Below are 20163 nucleotides of genomic sequence, written 5' to 3'. Positions count from 1 at the left end.
CACCCCGGCCGGCTCACGTGGCGCTGTGAGCCAGCCGGTACTCCCGCGGCGAGGCGCCGTAGGTGCTGCGGAACAGCCGGGAGAAGTGCGCAGCGTCCGCGAACCCCCAGCGCGAGCCGATCACGGCGATGGTCTCCGAACGCAGCCGCGGGTCTGTCAGATCGCGTCGGCAGCGGTCGAGCCGCCGATTCCGGATGATGGTCGACACCGGCTCACCCTCGGCCTCGAAGACCTTCTGCAGCTGACGCAGCGAGACGAAGTGCGCCGTCGCGACCGAGCGTGAGCTGAGTTCGGGGTCATGCAGGTTCTCGTCGATGAAGCGGAGGACCTGCCGCACCAGGACGCGGTGCCCGGCAGGCGAGTCCACCGGCGCGACGGCGGAGAGCTGCTGGGCGAAGGCAGCGGTGACGAGGTCGACGACAGCGTCACCGAGGTGGGCTGCGATCACGCCGCCGTCTGCTGACATGTCGGCACTGAGGCCCCTCATGAGGGGTCCGATCAGGGTCGCCAAGCCCTGGTTGCCGGCGAGCCGGACCGCGGTCAGCGAGGCCATCTGGTCGGCCGGGAGATGAACCAGGGAACGCGGGAACATGGCCACGGTCATCCGGAAGTCGTCGCTGAACCGGATCCGGTAGGACCGCGAGGTGTCATAGATCGCGAGGTCGCCGGGCTGCAGCCGGGCCTGCCGCTGATCCTGTTCGATGACGCAGGTACCGGACTGCTGCAAACCGAACTTGTACAGCTCCGGGTCGTCGAGCCGGATCAACCGCGGCGTCCGCTCGACCACTGCATGGGAAGCCGTGACATCGGCGATGGTCACGGTCCCCAACGTGGCCGAGGCCACTGCGCCGCGAAAGGCGGCGGCACCGTCTCCGGGAGGCCGGGCCTGCAGCGGGACGAACGTGCGGCAGATCTGGTGCTCCCACTCGGCGAACGTGCCGTCTCGACCTCCGCTCGGCTCGGCCGTCATCTCGACCTCCTCCTGGCGAGCAGGTGTCGCTCGTGAGCCCGGTCACAATATGTGACCGATCGGTCGGTAAGTCAAGGACGCTGCTCAGAGCCGGGACTGGACCCCGTCGAGGAGCTGGCGGGCCACGACAATGCGCTGCACCTGGTTGGTGCCCTCGTAGATCTGGGTGATCTTGGCGTCGCGCATCATCCGCTCGACCGGGTAGTCCTTGGTGTAGCCGTAGCCGCCCAGGGCCTGCACCGCGTTGGTGGTGACCTCCATCGCCACGTCGGAGGCGAAGCACTTGGCCGCGGCGCCGAAGAAGGTCAGGTCGGCGTCACCACGCTCGGAGCGACCCGCCGCGGCGTACGTCAGCTGCCGGGCGGCCTCGATCTTCATCCCCGCGTCGGCCAGCAGGAACTGCAGCCCCTGGAAGTCGGCCACTGGGCGCCCGAACTGGGTGCGCTCCTTGACGTAGCCCAGCGCGAAGTCCAGCGCTCCCTGCGCCACCCCCACCGCCTGGGCGGCGATGGTGACGCGGGTGTGGTCGAGCACCCGCATGGCCAGCCCGAAGCCGCCGTCGACCTCGCCGACCAGCCGGTCGGCGGGCACCCTCACCTTGTCGAGGTAGACCTCGCGCGTCGGGGAGCCCTTGATGCCGAGCTTCTTCTCCGGCGCCCCGAACGAGACGCCCTCGTCGTCCTTGTCGACCACGAAGCAGCTGATGCCGCGCGATCCCTTGTCCGGGTCGGTGACCGCGAAGACCGTGTAGTACTGCGAGACGCCGGCGTTGGTGATCCACCGCTTCACCCCGTCGAGCACCCAGTCGTCGCCGTCACGGCTCGCGCGGGTGCGCATGGAGGCGGCGTCCGAACCGGCCTCAGGCTCGGAGAGACAGTAGGAGAACATCGCCTCCCCCGCGGCCACCGGCGACAAGAACCGCTGCTTGAGCTCCTCGGACCCGTCGAGCAGCAGCGGCATCGTGCCCAGCTTGTTCACCGCCGGGATCAGGCTCGAGGACACGCACGCCCGGGCGACCTCCTCGATGACGATCGCCGTCGCCAGCGCGTCGGCTCCCGCGCCGCCGTAGGCCTCCGGGACGTGCGGCGCGGCGAAGTCGGAGGCCGCCAGCGCCTCGTACGCGGCCTGCGGGAACTCCGCCCGCTCGTCGACCTCCGCCGCGTGCGGCGCGACCTTGGCCTCGCACACCGCGCGCACCGCCTCCCGGATCGCACGGTGCTCCTCGCTCAGCTCGAACATGTCACTCCTCGTCTCGCGGCGACCGCCGGCGCTGATACTAGGACGTCAAACCAACCCAGTGCGAGACTGCCCCCGTGCCGCCATCCGTCCAGCCGACCAGCACCCGCCACTCCCGCGACCCGATCGCCGCGGCCCGCGAGCAGTGGGTCCGCCACGGCTGGGACGACGCCGCCGATGGCATGGCCCTGGTGACGTCGCTGACCCGGGTCGGCCAGCTGTACACCGAGCGCGTCGAGGCGGTGCTGCGTCCTCACGACCTGACCTTCGCCCGCTTCGAGATCCTGCGCCTGCTCGCCTTCTCCCGCTCCGGCGCGATGCCGATGACCAGGCTCGGCTCGCTGCTGCAGGTCCACGCGACCAGCGTGACCAGCGCGGTCGGCCGCCTGGAGGCCCAGGGGCTGGTCGAGCGGCTGCGGCCCGAGCGGGACCGCCGAGTCGTCCTGGCCTCGATCACCGACGCCGGCCGCGACGTCGTCGACCGAGCCACGACCGACCTCAACGACGGCGTCTTCGCGACGCCGGGGATCGGTGCGGAGGACGTGGCCCAGATGACGGCCCTGCTGGACCTGCTGCGCCGCGCGCACGGCGACGAGGTCGAACTCACCAGTAAGTAGTAGGACGTCCAAGTATCTGCTTTAGTGGAGGACACCCGAGCCTCCCAGGAGCAGCCGAGATGCCCGACCTGCACCGTCCTCGTCACCACGTGCGCCTGGTGACCGCCTCGAGCCTGTTCGACGGCCACGACGCCTCGATCAACATCATGCGGCGGATCTTCCAGAGCCAGGGCTGCGAGGTCGTCCACCTCGGCCACAACCGGTCCGTGCAGGAGGTCGTGGACGCCGCGATCGAGGAGGACGTCCAGGGCATCGCCGTCTCGTCCTACCAGGGCGGGCACGTGGAGTACTTCGAGTACCTGGTCGAGCTGCTGCGCGAGCGCGGCGCCGGCCACGTGCACGTGGTGGGCGGCGGTGGCGGCGTCATCGTGGCCGACGAGGTCGAGCGGCTGCGACGCTCCGGGGTCACCATCTTCTCCCCCGAGGACGGCCAGCGGATGGGCCTGGTCGGGATGATCAACTCCGTCGTGGAGGACTGCGACGTCGATCTCGTGGCGCAGGCGCCGCTGTCCGCGGAGGACGTCGTGACCGGCGACCGCGTGGCCGTCTCGCGGGCGATCACCGCGGCCGAGCAGGGCCGGCTGCCCGAGGACGTCGCGGCGCGGCTGCGCGCGGCCGCGGCCGCGCGCGTCGTGCCGGTGCTCGGCATCACCGGCACCGGTGGGTCGGGCAAGTCGTCGCTGACCGACGAGCTGGTGCGACGGCTGCGCACGGACCAGCAGGACAAGCTCCGGGTGGCCGTCATCGCCGTCGACCCGACCCGCCGCAAGGGCGGTGGCGCGCTGCTGGGCGACCGGATCCGGATGAACAGCCTCGACGGCGACCGGGTCTTCTTCCGCTCGCTGGCCACCCGCGGCGCGCACGAGCTGCCCGACCAGCTCACCGACGTCGTCGACGTCGTCAAGGCCGCCGGGTTCGACCTGGTGATCGTCGAGACCCCGGGCGTCGGCCAGGGCGACGCCGCGATCGTGCCGTTCGTGGACCTCTCGCTCTACGTCATGACGCCGGAGTATGGCGCCGCCTCGCAGCTGGAGAAGATCGACATGCTCGACTTCGCCGACGTCGTGGCCATCAACAAGTTTGAGCGCCGCGGCGCCGCCGACGCGCTGCGCGATGTCGGCCGGCAGCTGGTGCGCAACCGCGAGGCCTTTGGCAGCCAGCCGCAGGACATGCCGGTCTTCGGCACCTCGGCGGCCACGTTCAACGACGACGGCGTCACGGCCCTCTACCAGCACCTGCGCGGGCTGCTGGCCGAGCGCGGCCTCGCGGTCGCCGAGCCGCAGCTGCCCGCCGTCGACGTGCGCTACTCATCCGGCGTGCGCCACGTGGTGCCGCCCGAGCGCGTGCGCTACCTGGCCGAGATCGTGCAGACGGTGCGCGACTACCACGCTCAGACCGACGTCCTCGCGGCAGCGGCGCGGCGCGCGCAGCGGCTGGGCGACGTGGCCGAAGAGCTCGAGGCCGGTTCGCTGGACGCCGGCGGGGTACCCGAGCTGCTGACGGCTGCGCGCGAGGAGCTGCCGCGAGCCGTCGCCGAGCAGATCGCGGGCTGGCCGGCGGTGGTCGAGGAGTACGCCGCCATCCCCGGCCGGGAGTCGCTCTCGGGAACCGTCGTGCCGCGGGTGGCGCTGCCGGCGTACACCGACCACGGGGAGCTGGTCGGCTTCTGGCGCCGCGAGAACCTGCCGGGCCGCTTCCCCTTCACGGCCGGCGTCTTCCCGCTCAAGCGCGAGGGTGAGGACCCGGCGCGCATGTTCGCCGGCGAGGGCGACCCGGCCCGCACCAACCGCCGGTTCAAGCTGCTCTCCGAGGGCCAGCCCGCCACCCGGCTCTCCACCGCTTTCGACTCGGTCACGCTGTACGGCCGCGACCCCGACGAGCGGCCCGACATCTACGGCAAGGTCGGCACCTCCGGGGTCAGCGTCGCCTCGCTGGCCGACATGAAGCAGCTCTACGACGGCTTCGACCTGCTCGCGCCCACCACGTCGGTCTCGATGACCATCAACGGTCCCGCGCCCACCGTGCTGGCCTTCTTCCTCAACACCGTCATCGACCAGGCGAAGGAGCGCGGCGTCGACCCGGCCGAGGCGCTGCGCACCGTCCGCGGCACGGTGCAGGCCGACATCCTCAAGGAGGACCAGGGCCAGAACACCTGCCTGTTCTCCACCGAATTCAGCCTGCGCTGCATGGCCGACATCCAGCAGTGGTTCATCGAGCACGGCGTGCGCAACTTCTACTCGGTGTCGATCTCGGGCTACCACATCGCCGAGGCCGGGGCGAACCCCATCAGCCAGCTCGCCTTCACCTTGGCCAACGGCTTCACCTACGTGGAGTCGTACCTGGCGCGCGGCATGGACGTCGACGACTTCGCCCCCAACCTGTCGTTCTTCTTCTCCAACGGCATGGACCCGGAGTACTCCGTCATCGGCCGCGTGGCGCGGCGGATCTGGGCGGTGGCGATGAAGGAGCGCTACGGCGCCGGTGAGCGCTCGCAGAAGCTGAAGTACCACGTGCAGACCTCGGGCCGCTCGCTGCACGCGCAGGAGATGGACTTCAACGACATCCGCACCACTCTGCAGGCGCTCATCGCGATCTACGACAACGCCAACTCGCTGCACACCAACGCCTACGACGAGGCCGTGACCACGCCGTCGACGGAGTCCGTGCGCCGTGCGCTGGCGATCCAGCTCATCATCAACCGCGAGTGGGGCCTGGCCACCAACGAGAACCCGCTGCAGGGCTCGTTCATCATCGACCAGCTCACCGACCTGGTCGAGGAGGCGGTGCTGGCCGAGTTCGACCGCATCAGCGAGCGCGGCGGCGTGCTCGGCGCGATGGAGACCGGCTACCAGCGCGGCCGCATCCAGGACGAGTCGATGCTCTACGAGCACCGCAAGCACGACGGCAGCCTGCCCATCGTGGGGGTCAACACCTTCCGCCGACCCGACCCCGCCGACGGCGAGGACGGCACCCCCCAGCACGTCGAGCTGGCGCGGGCCACCGACGTCGAGAAACAGTCGCAGCTCGCCGGCGTCCGCGCCTACCAGGCCGAGCACAGCGAGGCGGCCGCCGCCGCGATCGCCGAGCTCAAGCGGGTCGCCACCTCCGACGGCAACGTGTTCGCCGCCCTCATGGACGCCGCGCGCGTCTGCACGCTGGGACAGGTCACCGAGGCCTTCTTCGAGGTGGGCGGCCAGTACCGTCGCAACGTGTGAGCGCTCACCGGCCCGCCACCCGCGTGGTGTCGCTGGTGCCCTCGATCACCGAGGCCCTCGCCGGCGTCCGGCCCGAGGCCCTGGTGGGCGCCACCGACTGGTGCACCCACCCGGCCGACCTCGAGTCGTTCGGGGTCACGCGCGTGCGCGGCACCAAGAACCCCGACCTCGCCGCCGTCCGCGCACTGCGGCCCGACGTCGTCGTGGCCAACCGCGAGGAGAACCGCAAGCTCGACGTCGAGCGCCTCCGCGCCGCCGGCGTCCGCGTCTGGGTCAGCCGCATCGAGTCGGTGCCCGAGGCGGTGGCCGCCTACGACGAGCTCTTCGACGACGTCCTCGGCTGGCCCCGCCCCGCCTGGCTGGAGGAGGCCCGCCGCCGCTGGACCGGCCCGGTGCCCGAGCCCACCCGCCGCGTCGTGGTCCCGATCTGGCGCGACCCGTGGATGGTGGTCGGGAGCCGCACCTTCACCACCGACCTCCTCGCCCGCCTCGGCCTGGCCAACCTCTACGCCGACCACGCCGACCGCTACCCCCACCTGGCGCTGGAGACCCTCGACTCCGCCGGCGCCGACCTGGCCCTGCTGCCCGACGAGCCCTACGTCTTCACCCCCGACGACGGCCCCGAAGCCTTCACCCGCACCCCCACCCGCCTGGTCAGCGGCCGACTGATCACCTGGTACGGCCCGTCGCTGGCCGAGCCGCAGCTGGTGGACCTGAACTAGGCGAGCGGCGCCACGCTGGACATGCACTCGTCCACCAAGGTGCCCAGGTCGACCTCGCCGGTGACGGACCACTGCGCCTGGGCGGCCTCCAAGCAGGCGATCGCAGCGCCGCAGACGGCGGCCGCCCGCATGGGCGCCGTCCGGCCCGGACCCAGGCGTGCTGCTACGTGTGGTGTCAGCGTCTCGATCCAGAGCCGGCGACGCTCCTCCATGCTCGAACGGGCCGCCGGTTCCTCCTCGAGCAGCAGCAACATGCGCCGAGCAGCGTCGCCGTTGACCTCCTGAGGGACCACGACCGCGTCCAACGACCGTCGCAGCGCGGTCCACACCGGCTCGTCCGCCGGGCGTGCGGCGAGCAGCGCCGCGACACGTTCGCCTGCGTCCACCAGGCGGGCCAGGATCAGCTCGTCCTTGCCGGTGAAGTAGCGGAAGAACGTGCGACGGGACATGCCCGCAGCCTGGGCGACCTGCTCGATGGTCGTCGCTTCGAAGCCCTGCTGACCGAACAGCAGCCAGGCCACCCGGAGCACCTCGCCCCGCACAGCGGACCGCGCCACCTCGCGCACCCCGCCGCCGCCGTCCATGTCCTGACTGTACAGCGATGCCGTTACTGGCATACAGTGCCACTACTGACTTGCCATGTCACCGAGGAGTTCTCATGACCGCTTCCACCTCTTCCGGCGCCGAGCCGGCCGACTCCCGGCTCCGCCACGACACCACGCCGGGCCGCGCCAACGTCGAGCTGCTCGTGGTCGGCCTGGGGGCCCTCGTGGTCTCGCTGAGCCAGTCCGTGCTCGTGCCGGTGCTCGGGGAGCTGAACGAGGAGTTCGGCGCGTCGGCCTCCTGGCTGCTGACCTCGACGCTGCTGGTGGCCGCGGTCTCCGTGCCGATCATGGGACGCCTCGGGGACATGTTCGGCAAGCGGCTCATGCTCCTGGTCGCGATGGGTGCCCTGACGGTCGGGTCCTTGATCGACGCCCTGTCCCACCAGCTCGCCTGGCTCATCGTCGGCCGGGCCCTCCAGGGCGCCGCCGGCGCCGCCATCCCGCTGGGGATCAGCCTGCTCGCCACCTTGCTGCCGCGGGAGAAGGCCGGCTCCGGTATCGCCCTGATCAGCGCGATGCTGGGCGTGGGAGGCGCACTCGGCCTGCCGTTGGCCGGCTTCGTGGCGCAGAACTGGGACTACCACGCCCTGTTCTGGATCAACACGGTCGTCGGCGCCATCGCCTTCGTCGGCATCGCGGCACTGGTCCCGGAGTCGCGGCAGCGAGCGGGCGGTCGGGTGGACCTCGTCGGAGCCGTCCTGCTCGCCGCCGGCTTGGTGTGCCTGATCCTCCCCCTGGAGCAGTCGCACGCCTGGGGCTGGACGTCGCTACGGGTCCCCGGCCTCCTGGTCCTCTCGGCGTTGATCTTCGCCGTCTTCGCCGCGATCGAGCTGCGTCAGAAGGAGCCACTGGTCGACCTGGCCGCACTCCGGCGTAGGCCGATCCTGCTGACGAACATCGCGTCCATCTGCTTCGGCTTCGCCCTCTTCGCCTCGCTGCTCGGCACGGCCACCTTCGTCGAGGCCGGGCGCTGGACCGGGTACGGGTTCGGGTCGAGCCTGTTGGTCGGCGGTCTGACGATGCTCCCCTCGGGCCTGGCCATGCTGGTCTTCTCTCCCGTAGCTGCCCGCCTGATCGACCGCTACGGCGGCCCGCGGGTGCTGGCGCTGGGAGCCCTCGTCGTCGCTGCGGGATGGCTGGTGCGCATCGTCCTCACCGATCACCTGTGGCAGGTCATCGTCGGCGCGACCGTCGTCGGCATCGGCACCGGGATCGGCTACGCCTCCATCCCGTCCATCATCAACGCCTTCACCCCGTCTCACGAGATCGCGGCGGCCAACGGCTTGAACACGCTGTTCCGCAGCCTGGGCAGCACCCTGGCGACCGCGGCGGGCACGAGCATCCTGGCGTCGTCGATCGTCTACCACGTCGTCGACGGAAAGGTCGTGGGCGGTGCGTCGAGCCTGACCGCCTACCGCTGGCTCTTCGCGGCCTGCGCCGTCGCGGCCGTGCTCGCGGCGCTGCTGGTCGTCACCATCCGTCGAGACGACGGGGAGGCCGCGGCGACGTCAGCGCACGACGACCTGGTGTCGGCGGCGGACGCCACCTGACCCGGACGCACGGACCGACCGCCGAGCACGATCCTCGGCGGTCGGTCCGATCACGCCGTCACCCGCGCAGCTCGGCGAAGGCCTCGTGCGTCGCCTCGAGGGCCGCGTCGATCACCTCGGGGGTGTGGGCCGCGGAGAGGAACATGTTGTGCCAGGGGTGGAGCAGCACCCCGCGCCGGACCGCGGCATCGGTGAAGGCGAAGGCGAGCGCCTTGTCGGGGTCGTCGGCGAAACCGAGGATCGGCATCTGGGGCGGCCCGGTCAGTCTCACGGTGAGACCGACCTGCCGGCCCTGCTCCTCCAGGCCGTCGCGGAACCGTTCCCCGGCGAGGCGCAGCACCTCGGGCACGTCGAGAGCCACGGCCTCCTGCACCGTGGCGATGGCGGCCGCCATGGGCACTGCGGAGTACCAGAAGGATCCGGTGACGTAGACGTCCGCGGCGGCCGAGCGCAGCGGGTCGGTGCCGACCAGCGCGGCGATCGCGTGCCCGTTGGCCAGCGCCTTGGAGAACGCCGTGAGGTCGGGTCGCACGCCGATGCCCTCCCACGCCCCGTGCACGTCGAGCCGGAACCCGGTGCGCACCTCGTCGAGCACCAGCGCCGCACCCTGCTCGGTGGCCAGGTCGCGGGCGAGCCGGGCGAACGCCGGGTCGACCAGCTCCTGCTCGACGAAGGCGTCGTGGCGGAAGGGGGTGAGGATGATCGCGGCGATGTCACCGTGGTGCGCGGAGACGGCAGCGCTTAAGGACGCCGCGTCGTTGTACTCGAACTCAACGATGTTGGCGCGGTCCTCGACGCTGACCCCAGCGGGCTTCGGCGTGAACCAGTCGTTGGCGCCGTGGTAGGCCACCGCTGCCTTCAGCAGCTTGCGCTTGCCCGTCGCCGCCCGCGCCACCCGGACCGCCATCGCCGTGGCGTCGGTGCCGTTCTTCGCCATCATCGCCCAGTCGGCGTGGGCGACGGTGTCGGTGAGCAGCTCGGCGAGCTCCACCATGCGCGCCGACGGCCCCGAGAGGGTGTCGCCCTCGGCTGCCTGCCGTGCCGCGGCTGCCTCCACGCCAGGGTGGCGGTGCCCGAGCAGCATCGGGCCGAAGGCGCACAGGAAGTCGACGTAACGGTTCCCGTCCACGTCCCAGGTGTGGGCGCCCTCGCCGCGGGCGTAGAACTGCGGGTAGGACGGCGGCATCAGCCCCGCCGCCACGCTCATGTGTCCGTACATGCCGCCGGGCACCACCTTGGCCGCGCGGGCGCGCAGCTCCTCGTCGTGCGTGGTGGTCCTGATCGGGCCGAGAGAGTTGACGGTCACCGCTACTCCTTTTTAAATCGGATGTCCTACATAAGAAAGCGGCCGAGCTGCGGCACCGCAGGTCCGGCCGGTGTGCGTCAGCGACCCTGCGGCGAGCCGGACCACCGCCGGGTCGGGTCGGGCTCGGGATGGGCCGCGAGCAGCGCCCGCGTGTACTCGTGCTCGGGGTGGGCGAACACCGCGGCCGTCTCGCCGACCTCGACCAGACGGCCCTGGTGCATCACCGCGACGCGGTCGGCGACGGAGGCGATCACGGCCAGCTGGTGGGCGACGAACAGGATCGAGATCCCGGACTCCTCGCGCAGGTCGAGGAAGAGGTTCAGCAGCTGTACCTGCACCGACACGTCGAGCGCGCTCACCGCCTCATCGGCGATCAGGACGTCGGGACCGGCGGCCAGGGCCCGCGCCACCGCCACCCGCTGGCGCTGGCCACCGGAGAGGTCGCGCGGGCGCCGCTCGGCCAAGGTGGCGGACAGCTGGACCCGCTCGAGCAGCGTACGGACGAAGCCGTCGGCGTCCTCGCTGCCGGGACGACGGTGCACGCGTCCCACCTCGTGGATCGCCGCGCCGATGCTCATCGCGGGGTTCAAGGACGCGTAGGGGTCCTGGTAGATCATCTGCATCCGACGTCGCACCTCGCGCAGGCCGCTGCCTCGCGCGGCCAGCACGTCCTCGCCGTCGAGCCGGACCGAGCCCTCGTCGGGGTCGTCGAGCCTCACCAGGGCCCGGGCCAGCGTCGTCTTGCCGCTGCCGGACCCGCCGGCCAGACCGAGGATCTCTCCTCGACGCAACGAGAGGCTGACGTCGATCACCGCCCGGTGGAAGGTCCGCGTGCGTCGCGGCCAGCCACCCCCGCGCTGCTCGAAGCTCTTGCTCAGGTGCTCGACCTCCAGCACCGCGCCGGCGCCGCTCACGAGGCACGCTCCTGCTCGCCGCCACCGGCACTGCCCGTCTCGAGCCGGCAGGCCGTGCGGTGCACCGGCCCGAGGTCGATGGGCTCCATCTGCCAGTGCGCGCACTCCGGTTCGCGTCGGGCGCACCGCGGCTCGAAGACGCAGCCGGCGGGGCGGCGTCGCGGGTCGGGCGGACTGCCGGCGATGCCGGCTCGGCGTGTCCCCGGCGGCAACGGCTCCAAGGAGGGAACCGCGTCCATCAGCGCCTGGGTGTAGGGGTGCCGCGGCCGGGCGAAGATCTCCTCGATGGGCGCGCTCTCCACCACGTGGCCGCCGTACATCACCACCACCCGGTCGCACATCTGCGCGATCACGCCGAAGTCGTGCGAGACCAGCAGGACCGAGGTGCCCCGCCGTTCGCGCAGCGACCCGATCAGCTCCAGGATCTGCTGCTGGGTGGTGACGTCGAGCGCCGTGGTCGGCTCGTCGGCGATGAGGAGCCGGGGCTCGGAGGCCGTGGCCAGCGCGATCATGACGCGCTGCCGCATGCCACCGCTGAGCTCGTGGGGATAGGCCCTGGCCCGTCGGGGAGCATCGGGGATGCCGACCTGCTCGAGCAGGTCGACCGCCTCCCGCATCGCGCTGCGGCGGTCTCCCCCACGACGCAGCCTGACCGTCTCGGCGAGCTGGGCCCCGACGCGCTGCACGGGGTTCAGCGAGGAGAAGGGGTCCTGGAAGATCATCCCGACCTGGCCGGACCGGTAGCGGCGCAGGTTGGACTCCGACATCCCCAGGACGTCGCGGCCCTCGAAGCGGATGGCGCCCGCGCCCACGCGGCCGCCGGCAGGCAGCAGACGCATGGCCGCCCGGCACGTCAGGCTCTTGCCCGATCCGGACTCCCCGACGATGCCGACGATCTCGCCCGCGGCGATCGAGAGGTCGGCGCGCGCCACGGCCACCGACGGGTCGCCAGCGGACCCGAACTCGATGCGGAGGTCCTCGATCTCGAGCAGCGGCCCGCTCCGCCTGGCGCTCGCGGTCACGGGTTGCTCCGCGTCTCGTCGTCGGACAGGCCGTCGCCGAGGAGCCCCATGCCGATGCCGAAGAGCACCAGCACCAGGCCCGGCAGCGTCGCGATCCACCAGGCGTCGAGCAGGTTGCTCTCGCCGCCGGCGATGATCGTGCCCAGCTCGGCGCCCGGCGGCTGCTGGCCCAGTCCCAGGTAGGACAGTCCGGCCAGCACGAGCAGGTTCAGCACGATGTCGACCGTCGAGTAGACCAGGCAGGTCCGCAGCAGGTTGGGGACGCCGTGGCGGAAGATCACGCGGCTGCGCCGGAACCCCAGCGTGGTGGCCGCGAGCATGAACTGCTGCTCGCGCAGCAGGAGCATCTGCGACCGCGCCAGGCGGGCGTAGAGGGCCCACGACACCAGCGGGATGCCGATCGCGACGCCGGTCAGGCCCGGCCCCACGATGGCCACGGTGGCGATCACCAGCACGATGAAGGGGAAGGAGATCATGATGTCGGTCAGCCGCGAGACGACCGCGTCGACCACTCCTCCCACGTGTCCCGCCACGGCACCCACCACCACGCCGATGGGCAGCGGGATGTAGGTGACCAGCAGCACCACGACGAGGTCGACGCGCAGCCCGTAGAGCGTGCGGCTGAAGACGTCGCGGCCGCTGTCGTCGGTGCCGAACAGGTGCGCCCCCGACGGCGGCGAGAGCAGTCGGGCGAAGTCGATCGCGTCCGGGCGGTAGGGGGCGATCAACGGCGCGGCGAAACCTGCCACGACGATGACGACCACGATGGCGCCACCCACCAGCACCTCCAGCGAGGGCCGACGGCGCCGGCGACGACGCTCGACGACGGCGGTAGCGCCGGGTGCGGCCACCTGGCCGGCCGTGCTCACGAGCGCCCCAGCCGGACGCGCGGGTCGAGGACCGCCTGCAGCAGGTCGGCACACAGCCCCACCACCACCACGGCCGCCCCCGCGAGCAGCGTGATGGCCTGTATCAGCGGGTAGTCGCGGCGCTGCACCGAGGACAGCAGCAGGGTGCCCAGCCCGGGCAGCCGGAACACCGACTCGATCACGACCGTCCCGCCGATGAGGAACCCGATGTCGACCGAGAGCAGCGTGATGGTGGGCATGACCGCGTTGCGCAGCGCGTGCCGCACGACCACCCGGGTGGTCGACATCCCCCGCGACCGCGCCGCCTCGACGTACTCGGTGCGCATGACGTCGATCAGGCTGGTGCGCAGCGTGCGGACCACGACCACGGCCAGGGACAGCCCGAGCGTGATGGCCGGCAGCGTCAGGCTGCGCAGCACCCCGCCGAAGCCGGACTCGTAGCCGGAGACCGGGAACCAACCCAGCCGCAGCCCGAAGAGCAGCGCCAGCATCAGACCCAGCCAGAAGGTGGGCATCGCGAAGGCGAAGGTGGTCGTGAACCGGACCAGGTGGTCGACCACGCCGCGCGGGCGCAGCGCGGCCACCACGGCGAGCGGCACACCGACGACCAGCGCCACCACGAGCCCGTAGACGATCAGCAGCACGCTGGGTGCCAGCCGCGACCCGATCGCGCTCGAGACCGGCTCCTGGAGCGGGATGGAGGTGCCCAGGTCGCCGGTCAACAGGTGGACGAAGTAGCTCCAGAGCTGCTGGAGCACGGGCTCCTCCAGACCCAGCGCCTGCCGGGCCTGTGCCACCGCCTGAGGCGTGGCCCGCGCACCGAGGAGCGCCTGCACGGGGTCGCCCGGCACCAGCCGGACGATCAGGAAGGTCGCGAGCACCAGCCCGAGGAGCACCAGGAGGCTGGTGCCCACCCGCCGGACGAGGTAGCCGATCATGCCGCGAACCCGTACCCGGTCAGCGCGCCAGCCACGTGTTCTCCAGGTGGTCCACGCCCAGGGCGTTGACGCTGGTGCCGCACACGTTGGTGGCGTGGGCGTTGACGAAGGGCAGGTCCATCACGTTGATGACCGGGGTCTGGTCCATCAGCGCCTGCTGGATCTTGGGCCACAGCTGCTCGCGGGCCGCGGTGTCGGTGCTGGTGACGAAGGAGTCCACCATCGCCGTGATGCTGGGGTCGGACCAGTTGCTGAAGAAGCCCTGCAGCCCCAGGGAGGGGTCGCCGGCCAGGAACTGCGCGTACTCGTCGGGCACGACGACGTCGCTGGTGAACTGCGCGAACGGGAACGTCAGGTCGTAGTCGCTCTTCGACCAGTTCGAGGTGACGGTGGCCGCCGGCTGCTCGACCAGCTTGAGCTTGATGCCGAGCTTGGCGTACTCGCTCTGCATCAGCAGCGCGAGCTGACGGTAGTAGTCGTAGCCGGCGGGGTACTGCAGCGTCGTGGAGAAGCCCTTCGGGTAGCCCGACTCCGCCATCAGCTTCTTGGCCTTGGCCAGGTCGTAGGAGTAGGGCTTGACCGTCGAGCTCGGGGCATCGCCCTCCAACGCCATCAAGACGCTGTTGGGGATGGTCCCGACGCCTCGGAAGATCGAGGAGTCGATCAGCTTGCGGTTCAACGCGTACTGCATCGCCTGGCGCACCTTGAGGTCGGCCAGCGGCGCTCGCTGATGGTTGAGCCACAGCCCCACGAACAGCGGCACCTTCGCGGCCTGCACCTGGAGCTTGGAGTCCTTCTGGACCGAGGAGATCTGGGAGAACAGCACGCCGTCGGCCAGCTGAGCCTGGCCGTTGCGCAGCTCCAGCAGCCGCGCGCTGCTGTCGGTGGCGAAGTCGAAGCGCACGCTGTCGAGGTAGGGCTTGCCCGACTCCCAGTAGTGGGTGTTGCGCTCGAAGGTGATGTGGGAGCCGGCCTGGAACTCCTTGAGCTTGAACGGGCCCGTGCCCACTGGGTGCTTCCAGAACGCCTCCCCCTGCTGCTCGACGAGGTTCTTCGGCACGATGAAGGCCGGGAAGATGCTGAGGTTGTACAAGAACGCGGCCACCGGGTGGGTCAGGTGGACGGCGACGGTCGAGGCGTTGACGACCTCGGTGCTCTTGTAGCCCTCGGCCACGTTCGAGAGCAGCGTGTTGATCTTGGGGTTCCCGAACCGGTCGAGGCTGAACTTCACGTCCTCGGCCGTCAGGGCCTGGCCGTTGCTGAAGGTGACCCCGTCACGCAGGTGGAAGGTGTAGGTCAGCCCGTCGGAGGACACCTCCCACGACGTCGCCAGCGCCGGGACGATCGTGTCGCCGCCCTGGGGGTCCGAGCGCACCAGCGGACTGTAGAGCAGCTCGTCGGCGAAGATGTCGCCGTTGCCGTTGGCCGCGTTGAGGGGGTTGAGACCCTGCGTCTCGTTCTGCCGGGCGTACACGACGCTCCCGCCGCGCACAGGTTGGCCGGCGCAGGCGGCCGACGTCGCCGACGACGTCGACAGGTCGGCCTTGGGCGGGGTCGAGCTGCCAGATGACCCGCAGGCGGAGACGGTGGCGAGCACCGCCGCTCCGACGGCCACCCGTGTGATGAACCGGCTCATCATTGCTCTTCTCTCGATCGAGATGGGGCACGTGTCGACGGTGACGGGTGCAGATCCGACGCCGCTGGATCACGGTCGGCCGGCTCTCCTGGGGAGAGTGAGCCCTGTTTTTATCTCAGCCGTCCGAAATACGTCAAGGGTGCTCCCGTTTTTTTCGGACATCTGACTAGAGTGCCGCGCATGCCGAGCGATCCCCTCCGTCTCCAGCGCGAGCAGCTGGCCACCGCCTGCCGCGACGCCGCCGCTGCGGGCCTGGCCCCGCTGGCCTCGGGCAACGCCAGCCTGCGCCTGCCCGAGGGCATCCTCATCACCGTCAGCGGAGCCCGCTTCGCGACGATGGAACCCGACCAGCTGATCCTGGTCGACCAGACCGGCCGGCCCCTCGAGCCGGGCCCGGCGGCGTCGTCGGAGACGCCGCTGCACCTCGCGGTCTACGCGCGCCGACCCGACGTCGGCGCCGTGATGCACACGCACGGGGCCCGCGCGGTCGCCCTCTCCGCGATGCGCACGCAGGTGCCCGCGCTGCACTACTACTGCGCGGACCTCGGCGGACCGCCGTCGATGGCGCCCTACCGCCCCTATGGCACCGAGGAGCTCGCCCAGGTGACCGTGGCGGCGCTCGAGGAGCGGCACGCCGTGGTCATGACCCATCACGGTTCCCTGACGGTGGCGAGCGGACTCGCCAAGGCGCTCGACCGCGCCGAGCTGCTGGAGTGGCTGTGCGAGGTCTCGCTGCTCGCCCTGGCTGCCGGCACCCCCGCCGAGCTCGACGACGCGCAGGTCGCGGCCAGCGTGCAGCGGGCGGCTCGGCCCGCGGGCGGCACCCGGTGAGCGCGGCGCGGTTCGTCGTCCTGGGCCCGTACATCCTCGATGTCCTGGGACGCCCGGTGGAGGCGATCCCACCGGGCCAGGGAAGCGCCCTCCTCGAGCAGCTGGCGGTGACGGTGGCGGGCACCGGCGGCGGCACCGCGGTCGACCTGGCACGCCTGGGTGGGCGCGTCGTCGGGGTCGGCGCCGTCGGCGACGACTCCGCCGGCCGGTTCCTGCGCCAGCAGCTGGGCGAGCGCGGCATCGACGACACGGCGATCGCGACCGTGCCCGGGCAGCCGACCTCGGCGACGATCCTGCCCATCCGGCCCAACGGCGAACGGCCGGCTCTTCACCTGCCCGGCGCCACCTCGCACCTCACCGCCACTCCTGAGCTGGTCGCGGCGATCAGCACGGCCCGCTACCTCCACATCGGCGGACCCGACGCGCTCGGGCGGTTCGCCACCGACGTCCTGCCCGACCTGCTCGGGCAAGCGGTCGAGCACGGTGCGGTCACGACGCTCGACCTGTTGAGCACCGCAGGTCCGGGTACGTTGCGCGACCTGGCCCCGCTGCTGCCCCACGTCGCCCACCTGCTCATCAACGACGACCAGGCCAAGGGCCTGACCGGGCGTGCCGACGCCGCCGACGCCGCGCTCGAGCTGGCGGCGAGCACCGGGGTCGAGCAGGTCGTGGTCACCTGCGGCGCTGCGGGCGGGCTGCTCGTGACCGGCCAGGACCTGTGGGCGTTCCCGGCCCTCTCGGTCGACGTCGTCGACACCACCGGCTGCGGTGACGCCTTCAGCGCCGGGTACCTCTACGGCCTCTCGCTGGGGTGGGACCTGCACCGGTGCTGTGGGCTGGGCACCTGCTGCGCGGCCCAGGTCGCGACCGTGCTCGGCAGCGACGGCGTGACCGGGTTCGACGCGGCGATGGAGCTCCTGGGTGAGTGGGAGCGGCTCGTCGAGCAAGCCTGACCGAGAGCTCGCCCGGTCGCTCAGTCGGTCCGGGTCGCTCAGTCGGTCGTGGAGATCCGCGCGAGGAAGGTGTCGGCGAGGTCGAGCTGCAGCTCGGGCGGCATCCGGTTGGGCAAGAAGACCGCCTGGGCCGAGATGCCGTCGATGAACACCAGCGCCTCGGCCACGACGTGCGCGTCGTCGAGGTCCGCGCGCACCTCGTCGCGAGCGCGGGCCGCCGCGACCAGCGTGTGGAGGAACTCGTTGAAGCCGATGCGCTCGTCCTGGTAGAGGTCGCGCAGCCGCGTGGCGTTGATGGCGTGGCTGAGGTAGCCGAACTCCAGGTTGGCCTCGAACAGCCGGTCCTCGTCGAGCGGCAGCGCCTCGAGGAGCACCGCCCGGAACGCGGCCAGGCCCTCGGTCCGCGACACGGCGGCCTCCATGCGGCCCCTCACGCGGGCGTGCACCATCTGCAGCGCCGAGGTGAGGATGTCGGCCTTGTCGGCGAAGTAGTGGGCGAGCACGCCGTTGCTGTAGCCCGCCTCCTGCGCGATGCGCCGCGTGGTCGCCCCGTGGAGCCCCACGGTGGTGATGACGCGCCACGTGGCCTCGAGGACCTCGGCGCGGCGCTGGTCGTGGTCGACGATCTTCGGCAACGTCGGTCCTCTCCCTCGGCCTCCTCGCGCTCCGTCGCGCTGCGGCAGACATCGTGGCACGACCCGGCACCGGTGACCCGCTGGTCGAGGAGGTCGCCCCGCGACCGTCTCGAAACCCGCGGACCGGTACGACCGCGCACCGACGGTGTGGCAGCCTTCGGCTGGTGATCGAGTACGCCGTCACCGACCCGCTCACCGGCACGCGCGTGCGCGAGTACGCCACGACCACCGACGCCGAGCTGACCTCCGCGCTCGACGACGCCCACGCGGCGTTCCGGGGATGGTCGCGCACGTCGGACCTGAGCGAGCGGTGCGAGCTGCTGCGCCGCGTCGGCGACCTCCACGAGGAGCGCCGAGACGAGCTCGCCGCCATCATCGTGCGCGAGATGGGCAAGCCGTTGACGTCGGCCCTCGGCGAGGTCGACTTCTGCGCCGACATCTACCGCTTCTACGCCGATCACGCACCGTCGTTCCTCGCCGACGAGCCGATCGACCTGCTCGCGGGCACCGGGAGCGCTGTCGTGCGCCGCAGTGCGCTGGGGGTGCTGCTGGGGATCATGCCGTGGAACTACCCCTACTACCAGGTGGCCCGGTTCGCGGCGCCCAACCTCGCCATCGGCAACCCCGTCCTGCTCAAGCACGCGCCGCAATGCCCGGAGTCGGCCTCCGCCCTGGCCGAGATCTTCACCGACGCCGGCTTCCCCGACGGTGCCTACACCAACCTGTTCGCCACCCACGAGCAGATCGAGCGCGTCATCGCCGACCCACGACTGCAGGGCGTCTCCCTGACCGGCTCCGAGCGCGCCGGTGCCGCCGTCGCCGAGATCGCGGGGCGCCACCTGAAGAAGGTGGTGCTCGAGCTGGGTGGGTCCGACCCGTTCATCCTGCTGGCCACCGACGACCTCGACGGTTGCGTCGAGGCGGCGGTGGAGGCGCGCCTGGAGAACACGGGTCAGGCGTGCAACGCCGGCAAGCGCTTCATCGTCGCCGACGACCTCTACGAGGAGTTCGTCGAGCGCTTCACCGCGGCGATGACCCAGGTCGTGCCCGCCGATCCCAGCGACCCCGAGACGGTGATCGGGCCGCTCTCCTCCGACCTGGCGGCCCGTCGGCTCGCCGAGCAGGTCGACCGCGCCGTCGCGCAGGGCGCCACGCTCGTCAGCGCGGGTGAGCCAGCGGGCACCATGTTCCCGCCCGCGGTGCTGACCGGGGTCACCGCCGAGCACGACGTCCACCGCGAGGAGCTGTTCGGTCCCGTGGCGGTGGTCTACCGAGTCGCCGGCGAGGAGGAGGCCGTCGAGCTGGCCAACGACACCCCGTTCGGCCTCGGCTCCTACGTCTTCACCACCGACCCCGAGCAGGCGCTGCGCGTGGCCGACGCCCTCGAGGCCGGCATGGTCTTCGTGAACCTCGTCGGCGGTGACGGCGCCGAGCTGCCGTTCGGCGGGGTGAAGCGCTCCGGCAGCGGCCGCGAGCTGGGCCGCTTCGGCGCCGACGAGTTCGTGAACAAGAAGCTCATCCGGATCTCCGGCTAGACGAGCGGGGCGCGACCTCGCTGGTGCTCGAAGATGAGGCTGGTCTGCGTGCTCGCGACGTCGCGCGAGGCGCTGAGGTTCTCCACCACGAAGTCACGCAGCCGCTCGGGGGTGGCGGCGGCCACGTGGACGGAGAAGTCGTTGTCGCCGGAGACGAAGAAGACGCCCAGCACGCCGGGCAGGTTCGCGAGGCGCTCGGCGAAGCGACCGATCTCCGCACGGGCGTGCTGGCTGATGCGCACGGCCACCAGCGCCTGCAGCGGCAGACCCACGGCGTCGAGCGAGAGCTCGGCCCGGTAGCCGCCGATGACCCCCGCCGACTCCAGCCGCCGCACCCGCAGCAGGCAGGTGGAGGCCGCGACGCCGACCCGGGTGGCGAGCTCGGCGTTGGTGATCCGGGCCTGGGTCGCCAGCTCCCGCAGGATGTGGCGGTCGACGGCGTCGAGCTCCGGCGGCGGTGACTGCGGGATCTGCGCGTTCGGATCGCGGTCGGCGGCCACGACTGCATGATGACATGAAGGATGGCCCGATGCTCGAAGATCCTTCGTAGTTGTCCCCGCTGAACCGAATCTCTCCTAGGTTCGTGACTCCCCCGTCGAAGGAGTCAGT

At 71.3% G+C, this 20163-nt stretch carries 18 protein-coding genes; 7 read left to right on the top strand and 11 right to left on the bottom strand.

Annotated elements, in window-relative coordinates; translation table 11 throughout:
• Positions 1 to 13 precede the first annotated feature (13 nt).
• Together D9V37_RS04625 and D9V37_RS04620 are read right to left on the bottom strand one after the other, a co-directional pair.
• Complete coding sequence (locus D9V37_RS04625; protein WP_121804995.1) at positions 14 to 970, bottom strand: AraC-like ligand-binding domain-containing protein; 957 nt, start codon at positions 968 to 970, stop codon at positions 14 to 16.
• Between the two features lie 84 nt (positions 971 to 1054).
• Positions 1055 to 2209, bottom strand: coding sequence for an acyl-CoA dehydrogenase family protein (locus D9V37_RS04620; protein WP_121804994.1), 1155 nt, complete (start codon positions 2207 to 2209; stop codon positions 1055 to 1057).
• Between the two features lie 74 nt (positions 2210 to 2283).
• Between D9V37_RS04620 and D9V37_RS04615 the strand changes: the two genes are divergently transcribed.
• Genes D9V37_RS04615 through D9V37_RS04605 form a run of 3 tightly spaced genes read left to right on the top strand, consistent with a single transcriptional unit; the run spans position 2284 to position 6760 of the window.
• Positions 2284 to 2823: a MarR family winged helix-turn-helix transcriptional regulator gene (locus D9V37_RS04615; protein WP_232524744.1), complete on the top strand. Its 540-nt coding sequence runs from the start codon at positions 2284 to 2286 to the stop codon at positions 2821 to 2823.
• A 59-nt stretch (positions 2824 to 2882) separates the two neighbouring features.
• Positions 2883 to 6038 carry a fused isobutyryl-CoA mutase/GTPase IcmF gene (icmF, locus tag D9V37_RS04610; RefSeq protein ID WP_121804993.1) on the top strand — a complete coding sequence of 1052 codons (3156 nt, stop codon included), beginning with the start codon at positions 2883 to 2885 and terminating at the stop codon, positions 6036 to 6038.
• Complete coding sequence (locus D9V37_RS04605; RefSeq protein ID WP_121804992.1) at positions 6035 to 6760, top strand: helical backbone metal receptor; 726 nt, start codon at positions 6035 to 6037, stop codon at positions 6758 to 6760. Before icmF ends, D9V37_RS04605 begins: the two co-directional genes overlap by 4 nt.
• Here D9V37_RS04605 and D9V37_RS04600 read toward each other — a convergent pair.
• Positions 6757 to 7344 (bottom strand): TetR family transcriptional regulator, encoded by a 588-nt coding sequence (locus tag D9V37_RS04600; protein WP_158604375.1) that lies wholly within the window; start codon positions 7342 to 7344, stop codon positions 6757 to 6759. The two genes, D9V37_RS04605 and D9V37_RS04600, sit on opposite strands and share 4 nt — an antisense overlap.
• Positions 7345 to 7418: 74 nt before the next feature.
• Between D9V37_RS04600 and D9V37_RS04595 the strand changes: the two genes are divergently transcribed.
• Positions 7419 to 8915: an MFS transporter gene (locus tag D9V37_RS04595; RefSeq protein WP_121804990.1), complete on the top strand. Its 1497-nt coding sequence runs from the start codon at positions 7419 to 7421 to the stop codon at positions 8913 to 8915.
• A gap of 58 nt (positions 8916 to 8973) precedes the next feature.
• Here the strand turns inward: D9V37_RS04595 and D9V37_RS04590 are convergent, their stop codons facing one another.
• From D9V37_RS04590 to D9V37_RS04565, 6 genes are all read right to left on the bottom strand, one after another.
• A complete protein-coding gene (locus D9V37_RS04590; protein ID WP_198412376.1) occupies positions 8974 to 10221 on the bottom strand; it encodes an aminotransferase class III-fold pyridoxal phosphate-dependent enzyme in 1248 nt (415 codons plus the stop codon).
• Between the two features lie 77 nt (positions 10222 to 10298).
• Positions 10299 to 11135, bottom strand: a complete 837-nt coding sequence (locus D9V37_RS04585) for an ATP-binding cassette domain-containing protein (protein WP_158604374.1) — start codon at positions 11133 to 11135, stop codon at positions 10299 to 10301.
• Positions 11132 to 12157 carry an ABC transporter ATP-binding protein gene (locus D9V37_RS20180; protein ID WP_158604373.1) on the bottom strand — a complete coding sequence of 342 codons (1026 nt, stop codon included), beginning with the start codon at positions 12155 to 12157 and terminating at the stop codon, positions 11132 to 11134. Before D9V37_RS20180 ends, D9V37_RS04585 begins: the two co-directional genes overlap by 4 nt.
• Positions 12154 to 13026, bottom strand: a complete 873-nt coding sequence (locus D9V37_RS04575; protein WP_198412375.1) for an ABC transporter permease — start codon at positions 13024 to 13026, stop codon at positions 12154 to 12156. The genes D9V37_RS20180 and D9V37_RS04575 overlap by 4 nt, the downstream gene beginning before the upstream one ends.
• Complete coding sequence (locus D9V37_RS04570; RefSeq protein WP_121804988.1) at positions 13023 to 13964, bottom strand: ABC transporter permease; 942 nt, start codon at positions 13962 to 13964, stop codon at positions 13023 to 13025. The genes D9V37_RS04575 and D9V37_RS04570 overlap by 4 nt, the downstream gene beginning before the upstream one ends.
• A 19-nt stretch (positions 13965 to 13983) precedes the next feature.
• Complete coding sequence (locus D9V37_RS04565; protein WP_158604372.1) at positions 13984 to 15600, bottom strand: ABC transporter substrate-binding protein; 1617 nt, start codon at positions 15598 to 15600, stop codon at positions 13984 to 13986.
• A 180-nt stretch (positions 15601 to 15780) separates the two neighbouring features.
• Between D9V37_RS04565 and D9V37_RS04560 the strand changes: the two genes are divergently transcribed.
• On the top strand, positions 15781 to 16431 hold the full coding sequence (locus D9V37_RS04560; protein WP_121804986.1) for a class II aldolase/adducin family protein: 651 nt from the start codon (positions 15781 to 15783) through the stop codon (positions 16429 to 16431).
• Positions 16428 to 17384: a carbohydrate kinase family protein gene (locus tag D9V37_RS04555; RefSeq protein WP_158604371.1), complete on the top strand. Its 957-nt coding sequence runs from the start codon at positions 16428 to 16430 to the stop codon at positions 17382 to 17384. Before D9V37_RS04560 ends, D9V37_RS04555 begins: the two co-directional genes overlap by 4 nt.
• A gap of 38 nt (positions 17385 to 17422) precedes the next feature.
• Here D9V37_RS04555 and D9V37_RS04550 read toward each other — a convergent pair whose 3' ends face one another.
• Complete coding sequence (locus D9V37_RS04550; RefSeq protein ID WP_158604370.1) at positions 17423 to 18019, bottom strand: TetR/AcrR family transcriptional regulator; 597 nt, start codon at positions 18017 to 18019, stop codon at positions 17423 to 17425.
• Between the two features lie 164 nt (positions 18020 to 18183).
• Between D9V37_RS04550 and D9V37_RS04545 the strand changes: the two genes are divergently transcribed.
• Positions 18184 to 19554 carry an NAD-dependent succinate-semialdehyde dehydrogenase gene (locus tag D9V37_RS04545; RefSeq protein WP_121804983.1) on the top strand — a complete coding sequence of 457 codons (1371 nt, stop codon included), beginning with the start codon at positions 18184 to 18186 and terminating at the stop codon, positions 19552 to 19554.
• Here the strand turns inward: D9V37_RS04545 and D9V37_RS04540 are convergent.
• Positions 19551 to 20054, bottom strand: a complete 504-nt coding sequence (locus D9V37_RS04540) for an Lrp/AsnC family transcriptional regulator (protein ID WP_198412374.1) — start codon at positions 20052 to 20054, stop codon at positions 19551 to 19553. The two genes, D9V37_RS04545 and D9V37_RS04540, sit on opposite strands and share 4 nt — an antisense overlap.
• Positions 20055 to 20163 lie beyond the last annotated feature (109 nt).

The sequence above is a fragment of the Nocardioides mangrovicus genome (assembly GCF_003674065.1).
In the GTDB taxonomy this organism is placed as follows: Bacteria; Actinomycetota; Actinomycetes; order Propionibacteriales; family Nocardioidaceae; genus Marmoricola; species Marmoricola mangrovicus.
This window is presented reverse-complemented; position numbering and strand designations above follow the sequence as displayed.

Bases quoted from the DNA above. Each gene is read 5' to 3' on its own strand.
- D9V37_RS04625 (WP_121804995.1), bottom strand. From the start codon at position 970: ATGACGGCCGAGCCGAGCGGAGGTCGAGACGGCACGTTCGCCGAGTGG.
- D9V37_RS04620 (WP_121804994.1), bottom strand. From the start codon at position 2,209: ATGTTCGAGCTGAGCGAGGAGCACCGTGCGATCCGGGAGGCGGTGCGC.
- icmF (WP_121804993.1), top strand. From the start codon at position 2,883: ATGCCCGACCTGCACCGTCCTCGTCACCACGTGCGCCTGGTGACCGCC.
- D9V37_RS04600 (WP_158604375.1), bottom strand. From the start codon at position 7,344: ATGGACGGCGGCGGCGGGGTGCGCGAGGTGGCGCGGTCCGCTGTGCGG.
- D9V37_RS04595 (WP_121804990.1), top strand. From the start codon at position 7,419: ATGACCGCTTCCACCTCTTCCGGCGCCGAGCCGGCCGACTCCCGGCTC.
- D9V37_RS04570 (WP_121804988.1), bottom strand. From the start codon at position 13,964: ATGATCGGCTACCTCGTCCGGCGGGTGGGCACCAGCCTCCTGGTGCTC.
- D9V37_RS04565 (WP_158604372.1), bottom strand. From the start codon at position 15,600: ATGAGCCGGTTCATCACACGGGTGGCCGTCGGAGCGGCGGTGCTCGCC.
- D9V37_RS04560 (WP_121804986.1), top strand. From the start codon at position 15,781: ATGCCGAGCGATCCCCTCCGTCTCCAGCGCGAGCAGCTGGCCACCGCC.